General features: G+C 69.4%; 14 protein-coding genes. 8 read left to right on the plus strand and 6 right to left on the minus strand.

Annotated elements, in window-relative coordinates; translation table 11 throughout:
- The first annotated feature begins 46 nt into the window (after nt 1-46).
- The 5 genes from ACAM57_RS20690 (at nt 47) to ACAM57_RS20710 (ending at nt 4,590) form a co-directional block, all read left to right on the plus strand.
- Nucleotides 47-427, plus strand: coding sequence for a YciI family protein (locus tag ACAM57_RS20690; protein WP_126024243.1), 381 nt, complete (start codon nt 47-49; stop codon nt 425-427).
- A 97-nt stretch (nt 428-524) separates the two neighbouring features.
- Complete coding sequence (locus tag ACAM57_RS20695) at nt 525-1,328, plus strand: SDR family NAD(P)-dependent oxidoreductase (protein WP_369658726.1); 804 nt, start codon at nt 525-527, stop codon at nt 1,326-1,328.
- A gap of 73 nt (nt 1,329-1,401) precedes the next feature.
- On the plus strand, nt 1,402-1,998 hold the full coding sequence (locus tag ACAM57_RS20700) for an N-acetyltransferase (protein ID WP_126024241.1): 597 nt from the start codon (nt 1,402-1,404) through the stop codon (nt 1,996-1,998).
- A gap of 70 nt (nt 1,999-2,068) precedes the next feature.
- On the plus strand, nt 2,069-2,776 hold the full coding sequence (locus tag ACAM57_RS20705) for a response regulator (RefSeq protein WP_369658727.1): 708 nt from the start codon (nt 2,069-2,071) through the stop codon (nt 2,774-2,776).
- Complete coding sequence (locus tag ACAM57_RS20710; protein ID WP_369658728.1) at nt 2,686-4,590, plus strand: ATP-binding protein; 1,905 nt, start codon at nt 2,686-2,688, stop codon at nt 4,588-4,590. Before ACAM57_RS20705 ends, ACAM57_RS20710 begins: the two co-directional genes overlap by 91 nt.
- A 4-nt stretch (nt 4,591-4,594) precedes the next feature.
- Here ACAM57_RS20710 and ACAM57_RS20715 read toward each other — a convergent pair whose 3' ends face one another.
- On the minus strand, nt 4,595-6,943 hold the full coding sequence (locus tag ACAM57_RS20715) for a cytochrome P450/oxidoreductase (protein ID WP_369658729.1): 2,349 nt from the start codon (nt 6,941-6,943) through the stop codon (nt 4,595-4,597).
- Nucleotides 6,944-6,954: 11 nt separating this feature from the next.
- Nucleotides 6,955-7,929 (minus strand): Bug family tripartite tricarboxylate transporter substrate binding protein, encoded by a 975-nt coding sequence (locus ACAM57_RS20720; RefSeq protein ID WP_369658730.1) that lies wholly within the window; start codon nt 7,927-7,929, stop codon nt 6,955-6,957.
- 114 nt (nt 7,930-8,043) lie between these two features.
- Here ACAM57_RS20720 and ACAM57_RS20725 point away from each other — a divergent pair, with 114 nt between their 5' ends.
- Nucleotides 8,044-8,862 carry an IclR family transcriptional regulator gene (locus ACAM57_RS20725; protein WP_184636346.1) on the plus strand — a complete coding sequence of 273 codons (819 nt, stop codon included), beginning with the start codon at nt 8,044-8,046 and terminating at the stop codon, nt 8,860-8,862.
- Nucleotides 8,863-8,877: 15 nt separating this feature from the next.
- Here the strand turns inward: ACAM57_RS20725 and ACAM57_RS20730 are convergent, their stop codons facing one another.
- Nucleotides 8,878-9,705 carry an undecaprenyl-diphosphate phosphatase gene (locus tag ACAM57_RS20730; RefSeq protein ID WP_126024235.1) on the minus strand — a complete coding sequence of 276 codons (828 nt, stop codon included), beginning with the start codon at nt 9,703-9,705 and terminating at the stop codon, nt 8,878-8,880.
- 146 nt (nt 9,706-9,851) lie between these two features.
- Here ACAM57_RS20730 and ACAM57_RS20735 point away from each other — a divergent pair, with 146 nt between their 5' ends.
- Nucleotides 9,852-10,733, plus strand: coding sequence for a hypothetical protein (locus ACAM57_RS20735; RefSeq protein WP_369658731.1), 882 nt, complete (start codon nt 9,852-9,854; stop codon nt 10,731-10,733).
- Here ACAM57_RS20735 and ACAM57_RS20740 read toward each other — a convergent pair.
- The 3 genes from ACAM57_RS20740 to ACAM57_RS20750 are packed head-to-tail and all read right to left on the minus strand — an operon-like array spanning nt 10,725 to nt 13,710.
- The gene (locus ACAM57_RS20740; RefSeq protein WP_369658732.1) at nt 10,725-11,384 is read right to left on the minus strand and encodes an aspartate/glutamate racemase family protein; all 660 of its coding nucleotides are present in this window, start codon (nt 11,382-11,384) and stop codon (nt 10,725-10,727) included. The two genes, ACAM57_RS20735 and ACAM57_RS20740, sit on opposite strands and share 9 nt — an antisense overlap.
- Nucleotides 11,385-11,402: 18 nt before the next feature.
- Entirely contained in the window at nt 11,403-12,305 is a 903-nt protein-coding gene (locus ACAM57_RS20745; RefSeq protein WP_126024232.1) for an amino acid ABC transporter substrate-binding protein, read from the minus strand.
- Between the two features lie 58 nt (nt 12,306-12,363).
- Nucleotides 12,364-13,710, minus strand: a complete 1,347-nt coding sequence (locus ACAM57_RS20750) for an aspartate aminotransferase family protein (RefSeq protein ID WP_369658733.1) — start codon at nt 13,708-13,710, stop codon at nt 12,364-12,366.
- A gap of 121 nt (nt 13,711-13,831) precedes the next feature.
- Here ACAM57_RS20750 and ACAM57_RS20755 point away from each other — a divergent pair, with 121 nt between their 5' ends.
- On the plus strand, nt 13,832-14,710 hold the full coding sequence (locus ACAM57_RS20755) for a MurR/RpiR family transcriptional regulator (protein WP_126024230.1): 879 nt from the start codon (nt 13,832-13,834) through the stop codon (nt 14,708-14,710).
- Nucleotides 14,711-14,713 lie beyond the last annotated feature (3 nt).

Consider the following 14,713-nt stretch of genomic DNA (forward strand, 5'->3'; position numbering starts at 1 on the left):
CCACCCCGCCCGCCACCCACGAAACACGGAAAAGAAAAGGAAGACCATGCTTTATTCCATCCTCATCTACGGCTCCGAATCCGCGGTGGCCGCCTGGGAGCCCGGTGTCGAAGAGGAAATGCTCGAACGCCACACCGACCTGCGCGAGGACCTCCAAGGCCAGGGCCGGCTCGGCACCGTGCTGCGGCTGATGCCCAATGTGGCGACCACGGTGCGCCGCGCGGGCGACATGCATCCGCTGGTCACCGACGGGCCCTTCGCCGAGACGAAGGAGCAGCTCATGGGCATCTACATCGTGGAGTGCGAGTCGGTCGAGGAAGCCACCCACGCAGCGCACCGGCTGGCCTTCGAGGGCGGCGTGTTCGAGATCAGGCCGATCACCTGGTACGACCCAGGCGTGATTGCTGCGCGCATTCCGCAGGTCTGAAGTAAAAAAATCTGCCGGCGTTGTCGGATCGGGCCACCGCCGCCCGTCCTTGGCTGGAACGCACGCATTTCGCGGGCGGCAAACCAAGGAAAAGACGATGTCGCAGACATTCAAGGACAAATGCGTGGTGGTTCATGGTGGCAGCGGAGCCATCGGTGCGGCGGTGGCCCGTGCCTTCGCGCGTGAAGGCGCCAGGGTGTTCATCACGGGGCGCGACCGCGCCAGGCTCGACGCGGCGGTGCGCTCCATCGAGGCCGGCGGCGGGCATGCCGAGGCTGCCGTGGTCGACGCGCTCGACGAACAGGCCATGCTCCGCCACGCCGCCGAAGTGGCCGGGCGCGCCGGGGGCATCGACATCGCGCTCAATGCCATCGGCATCGTGCACGTGCAGGGCACGCCGCTGGCGGAGCTGCCGCTGGAAGACTTCTTCCTGCCCGTGCGGGCCTACACCAGGAGCTGCTTCCTCACGGCGAAGGCCGTGGCGCCGCACATGGCCAAGCGCGGCGGCGGCGTGATCCTGTCGGTATCGACGCCGGCCTCGCGCATGCCGGGCCCGGGCTACCTGGGCCATGCGGTGGCCTGCGCGGGCGTGGAGGCGCTGTCGCGCCACATGGCGGGCGAGATGGCGGCCTTCAACATCCGTACCGTGTGCATCCGCTCGCATGCCATTCCCGAGGCGGTGACCGCCGGCTCGCACGCCCGCGAGGTGTTCCGCCCGGCGGCGGAAAGCATGGGGCTCACGGTCGAGCAGATGCTCGCGGCCAAGCCGCCCGGGCTGCTGGTGGAGCGGCTGCCCTCGCTCGACCAGATGGCCGCCACCGCGCTGTTCGCGGCCTCGGAAGGCGCCGGCGCGATGACCGGCGCGGTGCTCAACCTGAGCGGGGGCATCACGCTGGACTGAGGCTGGACTGAGGCCGGGCCCGACCGGGCTCCCTAGAATCGCCCGGGTCATTCCCGAACCGAGCCGATTCCGCATGCAGCCCGACTTCCCGCCAGCGCCCGCGCTGGCCGACGCCCTGATCGTCGATCCGTTCTACCTGGCGATCTCCGTCGATTTCGAGGACGACATGCCGGCGCGCAAGGCGGTGCTCGCCGACTACTTCGCCTATTCGCTGGGCGAGGCCGCGCGCACCGGCCGCTACCTCGCCGCCGAAGATGCCCGGCTCGGCGCGGCGGCCTGGCTGCTGCCGCGCGCCGATGCGCTCGACGCGGCCGAGTCGGCGGCAAAGGGCGAATACCTCGCCGCCACGCTGGGCCCGCGCGGCCACGGCAACTACCGCCGCATCGTCGATTTCATGGCCGCGCGCTCGCCGGCCGTGGTGCCGGCGCATGCCTGGTACCTGTCGATCCTCGGCATCTCGCCCTCGGCGCAGGGACGCGGGCTGGGCGCGCAACTGCTGGCGCCGACGCTGGCCGAGGCCGACGCGGCGGGTGTGCCCTGCTTCCTGGAAACCTTCACGCCGCGCAGCGTGGCCTTCTACGAGCGGCTGGGCTTCCGCGGCGAGGCCGAGCACCTGGAGCCGGTCACGAACTCGGCGTACCTGATCATGTGCAGGCCGGCTCGGCAGTAGTCGGCAGCAAACGGGAAAATAGGCAGATACGTTCCACCCGCCGCGCCAGGCCGGCCGAAGATTCCGCCGCATGTCCTCTCTTCCCGCTGAAGCCGCCGAACCCGTCTCGCTGAGCCCCACGCTGATCGTCGAGGACGATCCGGCCACGCAGGAGCGCCTGCGCCATGTGCTGTCTTCCCTCGGCTGCGACGAGAGCCGCATCTCGGTGACCGACAGCGTCGCAGGCGCCCGGCAGCTGCTGGGCGAACAAGGCTACGGCGTGGTGCTGGTGGACATCGGCCTGCCCGACGGCAGCGGGGTGGAGCTCATCGGCTGGCTGCAGGCGCACCACCCGGGCGTACCGGCGGTGGTCATCTCGGCCTGGCGCACCGAGGAAATCATCTTCGCGGCCCTGCGCGCGGGCGCCATCGGCTACCTGCTGAAGGAGCGCGACGACGTCGAACTGGGCATCGCGCTGCGCAGCATCGAACAGGGCGGCGCGCCCATCGACCCGAGCATCGCGCGCCACATCCTCGCCTGGCTCGCATCGCACCAGCCACCGGCCGACGCGCCCGCGCAAGCGCAGGCCTGCGCAGAGGCACCGGCCGCGCTCACGCGCCGGGAGCTCAAGATACTCGAGCTCGTCTCGCAGGGCCTGAGCAACCGCGACATGGCCGAATCGCTCTCGATCTCCAGACTGACCGTGGAATGCCACACCAAGAACATCTACCGCAAGCTGGCCGTCAGTTCGCGCACCGAGGCCGTCTTCGAAGCGCGACGGCATGGCTTGCTGCGCTGAGCGGCGCGTTCGTCCTGCTTCTTCTCGCGGCCTGCCCGGCCTTCGCTGCCGGAGAAACCGCCGCTCCCGCGCTGCGCGTGGAGGCCGTGCGCGGCAACGGCTGGAACGACACCGCCCCGCCCGCCGAAGGCTGGACGCCCGTCGCCCTGCCCGACAGCTGGGCCAACCGCTGGCCCGGCTTCGACGGCGTCGTCTGGTACCGCCTGGCGTGGGAGCAGCCCGAGCAGGCGCGTGAAGCCGGCCTGCTGCTGCACTACCTGAACATGGCCGGCGAGGTCTCGCTCAACGGCACGACGATCTCGCGCGACCAAAGCCTGGTCGAGCCGCTCACGCGCGCCTGGAACACGCCGCGCTACTGGCTGCTGGCGCCGCCGCTGCTGAAGCCAGGCACCAACACCCTGCTGGTGCGCGTCTCGGGGCTGGCGCCCTACCAAGCGGGGCTGGGGCCGGTCGAGATCGGCGAACCGGCGGCGATGCAGTCGCGCTTCGAGCGCGAACGGCTGGTGCGGCACGACCTGCAGGTGCTGGGCCTCGCGGTCAGCGCGGCGGTCTCGGCCTTCTTCGCCGCCTGGTGGTGGCTGCGCCGGCGCGAGACGGCCTATGGCTGGTTCGCGGCGATGTCGGTGCTGTGGCTGCTCTTCGCCTACAACCAGATCGCGACCAGCCCCTGGCCTTTCAACTCCAACCATCACTGGCAGGCGCTCAACACCTCGCTGCTGCTGGTGTTCAGCGTCTCCTATCTGTTGTTCGTGCTGCGCTACTGCGGGCGCCGCCTGCCACGGCTCGAAGGCGCGGCCGCGCTGGTGGCGCTGGCCGGCGTGCTCGACCTGTGGCTGGCGCCCGAGCCGTCGCTGGCGGCGCACAGGGCCATCTGGACGCTGGTGGGCGGCCTCACGGTCATCGTGGTGAACAGCTGCGCCCTGGTGTACGGCTGGCGCCATCGCGGCAGCCCGGTGCGCTCCATCGCGCCCTTCATGGCGATCTCGGCCGTGACGGGCGCGCACGACCTGCTGGTGTTCACGCAGGTGATCGACAGCAACGTCTACTACACCAACATGTCGTCGTACGTGCTGCTGCTGGGCATGGCGCTGACGCAGGCCGCGCGCTTCGCGCAGAGCCTGCGGCGCATCGAGAACTTCAACACCGAGCTGATCGAGGAGGTGAACGCAGCCAAGGCCGAGCTCGCCGCCACGCTGGCCCAGCAGCACGCGCTGGAACTGGCGCACGCACGCATCGGCGAGCGCGTGAACCTGGTGAGCGACCTGCACGACGGGCTCGGCGGCATGCTGGTGGGCAGCATCGCGACGCTGGAGCGCAAGCCCGAGAACCTCAGCGCGCCGGAGCTGCTCGCCATGCTCAAGCGCCTGCGCGACGACCTGCGGCTGATCATCGACGCCACCGGCCGCGACGACGGGGCCCGCGCGCTCGGCGAGCTGCTGGTGCCGATGCGCCACCGCAGCACGGAGCTGCTCGACGCCAATGGCATCGACTGCCGCTGGCAGGTGTCGGGCATCGACACGCTGGAATTGCCGCCGTCGCAGAGCCTGGACCTGATGCGCTTCCTGCAGGAGGCGCTGACCAACGTGCTCAAGCACAGCGCGAGCCGCCACGTGGACGTGACGGTGGCGCGCGCGGGCGCCGAGCTTCAGCTCAGCGTGCGCGACGACGGGCGCGGCTTCGCGGTCGATGACCGGACGGCCGGCGCGGGGCTGCGCAGCCTGCGCACGCGGGCCCGCCGCCTTGGCGCCGAGCTGCACCTGCAGTCGCGCCCCGGCGAGACCCGTGTGGCGCTGCGGATGCCGCTCGCCGGCTGAGCCCTCAGAGTTCAAGCACCAGCCGCCCCTCGCAGGCGCGCGAGCAGCAGGCCATCATCTTCGTGTTGGCGTCGCGCTCCACCCGCGTGAGCACCACGTCGCGGTGATCGACCTTGCCGGAGAGCACGCGCACCTCGCAGGAGCCGCACAGGCCCTCCTCGCAATCGCTCTGCACGTCGACGTTGGCGGCGCGCAGCGCGGTCAGCAGGGTCTGGTCGGGCGGCACGGTGAGGACGAGGCCCGAATCCTTCAGCTCGACCTCGAAGGCCCGTTCCTTCGACGGGTCGAGCGTGGCCAGCGTGGATTCGAAATGCTCCACGCGCAGCGCGCCCTCGGGCCATGCGGCGCAGCACGCCTCAAGCGCCTGCAGCATGCGCAGCGGGCCGCAGGCATAGACCTGCGCGCCGGGCACCGGCTGCGCGAGCAGCGCCTGCAAATCGTTGCGCCGGCCTTCGTCGGCAACGTGCAGGTGCAGCCGCTCGCCATGCAGCGCAGCCAGCTCATCGACGAAGGCCATGCTGCGGCGGCTGCGGCCGCTGTAGTGCAGCTCGTAGTCCATGCCCAGCGCCTTGGCGCGCCGCGCCATCGCACTCACCGGCGTGATGCCGATGCCGCCGGCGATGAAGATCGCCTTCTCCAGCGACTCGTCGAGCCTGAAGTGGTTGCGCGGGCCGCGGATGCGCAGCCGATCGCCCGGCTTCACGTTCGCATGCACCCAGGCGGAGCCGCCGCGGCCTTCGGGCTCGTGCAGCACGGCGATCTCGAAGGCGCCCGCGTCGTCGGGATCGCCGCACAGCGAATACTGGCGCGAGAGTTCGGGCGTGCCGCATTCGACGTCGATGTGCGAGCCGGCCGTCCAGCGTGGCAGCGGCTTGCCATCGGGCGACACCAGGCGCAGCCTGACGATGCCCTCGGCCACAGGAGTCACAGCCTGCACCACCACCGGCCGCGCGATCGCATGCGCCGAGGGCTCGCCGATGCGCACCGGCACGCGCACGTCGCGCAGGCCGGGGTTCGCGCGCTCGGGGTTGGCGGCCGGGTCCCATTCCACCCACAGGTGCTCGGGACCGCGGAAGGAGGTGTTCGGCACGTAGGTGAAGCGCTGTTCGGAAAGCCGCATGTGCGGCAGCCGGCGCGTGAACTCCTCCAGGAAGATCTGCATCTCCATGCGCGCCAGGTTCTTGCCCATGCACTGGTGCGAGCCGTAGCCGAAGGTGAGATGGTCGCTGGCGTTGTCGCGGCGGATGTCGAACAGGTCGGCATCCGAGAAATGCCCCTCGTCGTGGTTGGCCGACGAGGTGACGATGAGCAGGCGCGAGCCCGCCGGCAGGTCGACGCCGCCGACCTGCGTGTCTTTGGTGACCATGCGGCGCCATGCGGCCACCGAGCCGTTGTGGCGCAGGCACTCCTCCACCGCGTTGGGGATGAGCCCCGGGTCCTCGCACAGCTCGCGCCACACCTGCGGGTGCTGCAGCAGCAGCTTCACCGCGTTGGCGGTGGCGTTGGCCGTGGTCTCGTGCGCGGCGACGATGCCGGCCATCATCATCGAGTGCAGGTACGAGTCGGTCACCACATCGGGGTGCTGCATCTGCTTGCGGATGCCGTACTGCATCCAGCCGGGCGCGTCGGGGTCTTGGCGCATCTTGGCCAGCACCTTGCCGGCGTACTGCCAGAAGTTGCCCACCGCGTGCGCCACCGCCACCTGCTCCTCGGGCTTCGGACGGCCCCAGGTGTTGACTGTGTGCGCGATGGAGTACTTGCGCAGCGTGTCCATGTCTTCCTCGGGCACGCCGAGGAAGTGCAGCGCCACGGTCAGCGGAATTTCCCACAGCATCTGGTCGACGAGGTCGGCGCGGCCGTCGTCGATGAAGCGGTCGACGTACTCGCGCGCCAGCTCGCGCACCATGGGCTCGTGGTGCTTCAGCGCCTCGGGCGTGAACGGGTCCATCAGCGCGCGGCGGCGCGGCATGTGGGCGGGCTCGTCCTCGTTGACCAGCGTGCGGTTGAGCGCGAAGCCGTAGGAGGCGAGCACCGCGTTGGCTTCCTCGCCCGTGGGCGTGATCTTCTCCAGCGCGATGGAGGGGCTGAAGGTGATGTTGTCGCGGAACACCGCCTTGATGTCCTCGTAGCGCGTGAGCACCCAGTAGCCCAGCTTGGGGCTGTAGAAGATGGGCTCCTGCTCGCGCGCCCAGCGCACGTACTCGGGCGGATCCTGCTGGTAGCCGTCCTCGAAGGGGTCGAAGCCGGCGGCGCGCTGGCTCACCGGGCAGCCGGTGGGCGTTCGCTCGGAAGACAGCGGGCCGTGCGCGACGGGGCAGCCGGAAGTGCGCGAGGACGTGGCGGTATCGGGCATGGCGGACAGCTTCAGTCGAGGGTGATCTTCAGGTCGCGGATCAGCTTGTGCCAGCGCTCGGTCTCGCTCCTGAGCAGCGCGGCGTACTGCGCGGGCGTGTTGCCGACCGGCTCCACGCCGAAGTCGACCATGCGCGTACGCACCGAGGGCTCGTTGATGGCCGCGACCAGCTGGCGGTTGAGCGTGGTCACCACATCGGCGGGCGTGGCCGAGGGCACCACCACGCCGACCAGCGCGGCGGCCTCGACGTTCTTGTAGCCGAGCTCGGCGAAGGTGGGCACGTCAGGCAGTTGCGGCAGGCGCGTGGGGTTGGCCACGGCCAGCGCCTTGACCTTGCCGCCCTTGATGAAGCCGGAGCCCGCGGCCAGGTCGACCATCATGGCCGGCAGCTGCCCGCCGACCACGTCGGCCAGCGCGGGCGCCGCGCCGCGGTACGGCACGTGGACCATGAAGAGCTTGGCCTCCACCTTCAGCAGTTCCATCGCGAGATGGTGCGGGCTGCCCGCGCCGGCCGAGGCGTAGTTGATGCCGCCCGGCTTGGCGCGGGCCTGGGCGATGAAGTCCTTGGCGGAGTTGAAGCCCGAGTTGGCGCCGACGACCAGGATCATCGGGAACTTGCCCATCAGCGTGACGGGCGCCAGGTCCTTGGTTGGGTTGTAGCTCAGCGACTTGTAGAGCGCGGGGTTGAACACCAGCGTGCCGTTGTCGGCCGAGAGCACGGTGTAGCCGTCCGCCGCGGCGCGCACGGTTTCGGAAGCGGCCAGCGCGGTGTTGCCGCCAGGCTTGTTGTCCACCAGCACCGGCTGTCCGACCTGGGTCGAGAGCGTCTGCGCGACCGTGCGCGCCAGGAAGTCGGAGCCGCCGCCGGCTGCGTAGGGAACGATCCAGCGGATCGGCTTGGCGGGAAAGGCCTGCTGTGCGCCGGCACCGGCGGCGACGGCAGCCAGCGAAAGAACCGCGAGGCAGCGGGCGAAGTGCTTCTTCATGAGGGAGTCTCCGTGAGGGATTTTGTGTATTGCGTAATTATCATACGCAATGCGTAATTCACGGATCGCGGGTTTACCCGGCTCTGCCAGTCGAGCACCTAACATCCAGCCGTCATGAAGCAGCCTCCGGAATCCGATCCCTCTCTCTCCTCCCCAGCGCGCGAACGCCGCCAGCGGGTGCAGTCCGCCGAGACCGGCATGTCCGTGCTCAAGGGGCTGGCGCACCTGGGCGGGCGCAGCAGCCTGACCGCGCTGTCGGCGCACGTCGCCGAGAGCCCTGCCAAGGTGCACCGCTACCTCGCGAGCCTGATGGAAGCGGGCCTCGTGCTGCAGGACGCCGCCTCGCAGCACTACTACCTGGGCACCGAAGCCATCCAGATCGGCCTGGCCGCCATGCGCCAGGCCGACCCGATCCGCGCTGCCGAGCCCTGCCTGATCCGCCTGCGCGAATCGCTGGAGGTGACCTGCTTCGTGGCGGTGATGGGCAACAAGGGCCCGACCATCGTGCGCTTCGAGGAACCGGGCCTGCCGGTCACGGTGAACGTGCGCGCCGGCTCGGTGATGTCGATGCTGTGGTCGGCCACGGGCCGCGCCTTCCTGGGGCTGCTGGATGAATCGCGCGTGCTCGCGCTGGCCGAGCAGGAGCTGGGCGAGGCCACGCCGGAAATGCGTGCGCAGCTCGACGCGAAAGACCCGATCGGCGAGCTGCGCCGCGAGGTGCGCCAGGCGCGCTGCGCTAGCGTGAAGGACACCTACCTGCGTGGCATCAGCGCCGTGGCGGCGCCGGTGTACGACTATGCGGGGCGGGTCTGCGCCGTGATCACCGCGCTGGGCGCCACGGGCGGCTTCGACCCGTCGATCGACGGGCCCATCGCCGCGGCGGTGCGGCAGGAAGCAAGAGCCGCGAGCGCCCTGCTGGGCGCCGCGGGCTGAAGAATCAAACCAGGATCAGTCGGCCCAGACCACCGTGCCGGTCCACGCCGTGGCCAGCACAAGGATGCCGAAGGCGATGCGGTACCAGGCGAAGGGAATGAAGCTGTGGCTGCTGATGTACTTCAGCAGCCAGCGCACGCAAAGCCATGCGCTGATGAACGAGAACACCAGACCCACCGCGAAGAGCGGCACGTCGGCCATCGACAGCGCCGCGCGCTCCTTGTAGATGCTGTAGAGGCCCGCGCCGATCAGCGTGGGAATGGCCAGGAAGAACGAGAAGTCGGTCGCTGCCTGGCGCGAGAGGCCCAGCAGCATGCCGCCGATGATGGTCGAGCCGCTGCGGCTGGTGCCGGGGATCATCGCGAAGCATTGCACCAGGCCGACCTTGAGAGCGTCCCACGGCGTCATGTCGTCGACGTGCTCGACGCGCACCGATCCGGGCGGCCGCTTCTCGGCCCAGAGGATGATGAAGCCGCCGATGATGAAGGTGCTCGCCACCACGGTCGGGATGAACAGGTGCTCCTTGATGACCTTGCCGAACAGCAGGCCCAGCACCACCGCGGGCAGGAAGCCGATGAAGATGTTCAGCGCCAGGCGCTGGGCCTTGGGTTGGCGCGGCAGCGCGACGACGGTAGAGCGGATCTTCTGCCAGTACACCAGGATCACCGCGAAGATCGCGCCGGTCTGGATGGCGATCTCGAAGACCTTGCCCCGGTTGTCGCCGAAGCCGCCGAGCAGCGAGCCCGCAAGGATCAGGTGGCCCGTCGAAGAGATCGGAAGAAATTCGGTGAGCCCCTCGACGATGCCCATGATGGCGGCCTTGGCCAGCAAAACAATATCCACGCGTACTCCTTTCAAGTGCGGCCATTATCGCGAGGGGGCTGGTCAGCCAGGGCTCAGACTCCCCTGTTCCGGTGATGTTCAGGCACGGCGCGTTGACACACAGTCGAGGGTGTGCGAAGGCATGGACGCCTAAGGAGCCATTGGTAATGCGAACGTTCACGCCCGGCGACAGACTCGAAGAGCACGCCTCGACTTTCGACGATCACGGCGAAGACCGCCGCAAGAACGCCCTCGACCTGGAACGCGAGCAGAGCGCCTCGATGCGCCGCGTGACCGAGGCCACGGGCGCGTCGGCCCACGAACTGCGGCAGCTGATGCAGCGGCTGCGCGACATCGACCTCTCGGGCTCCAGCGCGGGCATCGTCGCGCAGGGCCACATCGAGGCCGACCGCATGCAGTCGGGCATGGCCGCGCTCGACCTGGGCGACGGCAACGTGGCCGAACAGCGCGGCGACGCGGTGCAGAGCATCGATTTCTGGCTGCTCGAACCGCTGGACCCCGCGCACGACAAGAAGTGGTATGCGCGCTGGAAGTTCTGGAGCTTCATCCTCGGCGCGGCCGGCCCGGAAGCCGCGCTCACCCTGCAGGGGCTGGCGCTGCGCCCCACAGAACCCGGCGACACGCACGCCGACCTGGTGGCCAAGGCGCGCAAGGTGCTCGAAAGCTGGCGCCGCACCTCCGAGCCGCTCTTCTGGGCAGCGGTCGAATGCTACGTGCGGCAACAGTCGTTCTCGCTCGAAACACAGGCCTACCTGATGCACTGCATCGCGTCGGTTTTCACCGGCGACCCGATGAAGCTGTCGAACGAGCAGAGCGAGCAGCTCGCGGCCGTGCTCGCCGACACCTACTGCGACGCGCTGGGCACCTCGGCGAGCATGCCCTCGGCGGACATCTACCGCCGCCTGTCGCAGGGGCTTGAAGCCACCGACCGGGAGACCGGCCTCACCCGCAACCTCGGGCGCAGCGACGCGGCGCAGATCGCGATGACCGCACTGTTCTCGGTGATCGAGTTCTCTCGCCTACGCTGAAGCGCCGCCACCGGCGCGGCGGCGCAGCGCGCGCACCGCGCTGTCGACCGTGGTGAGCACCGGCAGCCCGCTGGCCGCCTCGCAGGCAGAACGTGCCCGTGCCATGCTGAACTGCGCCAGCGCGATGCGCGTGCAGCCCCGTTCGCGCAGTGCGGCGGCCTGGGCGGCGATGAGCGCGTCGTGGCGCTGCGTATCGCCAGCGTTCAATGCATCGAGCGCGCCTTCGGCCAGCGCGGTTTCGAGCGCGACCTCCGAAGGAAACTCCGGCGGCATCGACGCCAGCGTGGGCGCGAAGGTGGCGATGAGGCCCAGCCTGCCCTGCAGCCCCTGCACTGCCTCGTCGATCATGGCCTCGTTGGGCTTGAGCACCGGAATGCCCGCGTGCCGCCGCGCCACCGCCTCGATGCACGGCCCGAAAGCCGAGCAGGTGAAGAGAATGCCCTGCGCGCCGGTGTCGACCGCGTACTGCGCGAGGCGCTGGAAGCGCTCGTGCATGGCGGCGTCGAGCCCCTTGCCCTCGCGCGCCAGGTCGGCCGAGAGGCTGTCGTCGAGCAGGTTCATGCGCACGGCAACGGGCCAGTCGCGCGCGAAGGCTTCGTTGATGGGCGCGACGGAGTGCGAGAGCGCGTGGATCAGGGCGATGCGGGTCATGAGTTCAGGCGACGGCGCTCAGATGCCCTTGGAGGAAGGATTGGCGAAGGCGTCCTTCGTCTCGGCATTCAGCGGGTAGTTGATGTTGATGCCTTTGGGCGGAATGGGCGACATGAACCACTTCGCATAGAGCTTTTCCATCTCGCCCGACTTCATCATGCCCGAGACCACGCGATCGACCAGCGCCTTGAAGGCCGGGTCGTCCTTGCGGAACATCAGCGACTGGTTCTCGGTGCGCAGGCTCTCGCCGGTGATGAGGAAGTCCTTGGGGTTGCGCGCGTTCGCGATCTGGCCGGCCAGCAGGATGTCGTCGAGCACGAAGGCCTGGGCGCGGCCGGTTTCCACCAGCAGGAAGGAGTCGCTGTGGTCCTTGCCCGCGAGATTGGTCACCTCCAGGTTGCGGCCCCGGTCGGCCTCGCGCAGCAGGCGGAACGAGGTGGTGCCGCTGGTGGTGGCCACGGTCTTGCCCTGCAGGTCGGCGATGCCCTTGATACCCGAATCGGCCTTCACCAGCATGCGCACGTTGTAGCGGAAGATGTCCGGCGAGAAGGCCACCAGCTTCTGCCGCTCGACGAGGTTGGTGGTGGAGCCGCATTCGATGTCGACCGTGCCGTTCTGCACCAGCGGAATGCGGTTGGCCGAGGTGACGGCCTGGTACCTGACCTCGACGGCCGGCATCTTCAGCTCGCTCTTTACCGCCTCGACGATGCGGTTGCAGATGTCGAGGCTGTAGCCCACCGGCCTGAGGTTGCCGTCGAGGTAAGAGAAGCCGAAGGACGACTCCCGGTAGCCGAAGGTGATGGCGCCGCTGGCCTTGATCTTGGCGAGCGTGTCGTTCTCCTGCGCCTGCGCGGCGGCGAAGGGCATCAGCGCGGCCGCAAGCACGGCGGCGAAGGAAAACAGCGGACGAAGCTTGGGCATGGAACGCTCCTCGAGGCGATGGTGTGGGGAAGACGAACGGACGGGAAAGTGGTGGCGCTCAGCGCGCCGTAGCCGCTGCTGCAGCGCGCGTGACCGCGTCGATGGAGGCCGCGAGCCGCGCGGCGATCTCCTGCAGGTCCTGCCGGGTGGCGATGAACGGCGGCGCCAGCAGCACGTGGTCGCCCTGGCGGCCATCGACCGTGCCACCGAAGGGGTAGCACAGCAGGCCGCGCGACATGGCGTCCTTCTTGACGGTGGCGTTGACCTTCAGTGCCGGATCGAAAGGCGCCTTGCTCGCGCGGTCGGCCACCAGCTCGATGCCCCAGAAGAAGCCGCGGCCGCGGATGTCGCCCACGTGCGGATGCGCGCCCAGCGCGTCGGCCAGCATGCGGCCGAAGGCGAGGCCGTCCTCGCGCACCTTGGCGACCAGGCCGTCGCGGCGGATCACCCGCTGCACCGCGAGAGCGGCGGCGCAGGCCATCGGGTGGCCGAGGTAGGTGTGGCCGTGCTGGAAGAAGCCGCTGCCTTTCGACATCGCCTCGACGATGCGCCGCTGCGCCAGCACGGCGCCCACCGGCTGGTAGCCGCCGCCCAGGCCCTTGGCGACAGTCATCAGGTCGGGCACCACGCCCTCCTGCTCGCAGGCGTGCAGCGAGCCGGTGCGACCCATGCCGCACATCACCTCGTCGAGGATCAGCAGCACGCCGTACCTGTCGCACACCGCGCGCACCGCCTTGAAGTAGCCCGGCACCGGCGTGAGCACGCCGGCCGTGGCGCCGCCGACCGTTTCCGCGACGAAGGCGATCACGCGGTCGGCGCCCTGCGCGAGGATGGCCGCTTCCAGCTCGGCCGCCAGGCGCAGGCCGTACTGCTCGGCGCTCTCGTCGGCGCGCTGCTCGCGATACGGATAGCAGGGCGAGACATGCGTGGCCGGCACCAGGATGGGCGCGAAAGGTTCGCGGCGCCATGCGTTGCCGCCCACGGCCAGCGCGCCCAGCGTGTTGCCGTGGTAGCTCTGTCGGCGCGCGATGAAGTGCGTGCGCTGCGGCTGGCCGATTTCCACGAAGTACTGCCGCGCCATCTTCAGTGCCGACTCCACCGCCTCGGAACCGCCGCTCACCAGGTAGACGTGGCTCATGCTCTCGGGGGCGGAGCCGATCAGCTCGTCCGCCAGCTGCTCGGCCACCTCGCTCGTGAAGAAGCTGGTGTGGGCGTAGGCCAGCTTGTCGATCTGCGCGTGCATCGCGGCCATGACCTCGGGATGCGCGTGGCCCAGCGAGGACACGGCGGCGCCGCCGGAGGCGTCGAGGTACTCGCGGCCCTCTGCGTCGCGAATGAACATGCCGTGGGAGCCCACGGCAACGGGCGGGGTCTGGCGGAGGTGGCGGTGGAAGACGTGCGTCATGGCTGGGTGTTTGGAACTAACGTTTCCGGCGAATTATTGTTTGGAACATTTGTTCCGTCAACTGCCGTGTTTTCCCTGCTCCGGTACATTTGTTCCAACTCAGCCAAGGAGACACATCGTCATGGACGCCAAAGAGCAGATCCGCCAGCGTTTCAACGAACTGAGCCCCGCGCTGCAACAGGTGGCGCGCTACGTACTCGACCACCCGAACGCGGTGGTCACCAGCTCGATGCGCAGCGTAGGCATGCGCTCGCAGAGCACGCCCGCGACGCTCGTGCGTTTCGCGCAACACATGGGCTACGAAGGCTGGCCACAGCTCAAGGAAGCCTTCGCCGCCGGGATGGGCCTGGGCTCCGAGACCTACGGCGGCCGCGCCAAGCAGCTCGTCGGCCGCGCCAGCGACCAGACGCTGACCGGCGAGATGTTCGAAGTGCAGCGCCGCAACCTCGAAGCCACCCACCAGCAAAGCGGCTACGCGCTGCAGAAGGCCTGCGCGCTGATCGAGAAGGCACCCGCCGTGCACGCCGCCGGCTTCAGGGCCTGCTTTCCGATCGCCTTTTCGTTCGTGTACGTGTACCGGCTCTTCCGGGCCAGCGTGCACCTGGTCGACGGCCAGGGCGGCTCGCTGGAGATGCAGCAGCGCGCCTTCGCCAAGGGCGACGCGCTGGTGGTGGCGAGCTTCGCGCCCTATTCGCGCGAGGCGCTGCAGGTGACGCGGGCAGCCAAGGCGGCGGGCTGCCGCATCGTCGCCATCACCGACAGCGTGGCCTCGCCGCTGTCGCTGCTGGCGGAGGAGACGCTGCTCTTCACGATCAACAGTCCCTCCTTCTTCCCCTCGGTCGCGGCCGGGGTGGCGGTGACGGAGGCGCTGGTCGAGCTGCTGGCCAGCCGTGCCGGCAAACCGGTGATCCGGCGCATCGACCAGGCCGAGGCGCAGCTCTTCGAGTCGGGGGCCTACCTCACGGCGCCGGCCATGCGCGGCGGCCAGGGGCCGGCCTGAGTC

The sequence above is a fragment of the Variovorax sp. V15 genome (genome assembly GCF_041154425.1).
Taxonomy (GTDB): domain Bacteria; phylum Pseudomonadota; class Gammaproteobacteria; order Burkholderiales; family Burkholderiaceae_C; genus Variovorax; species Variovorax guangxiensis.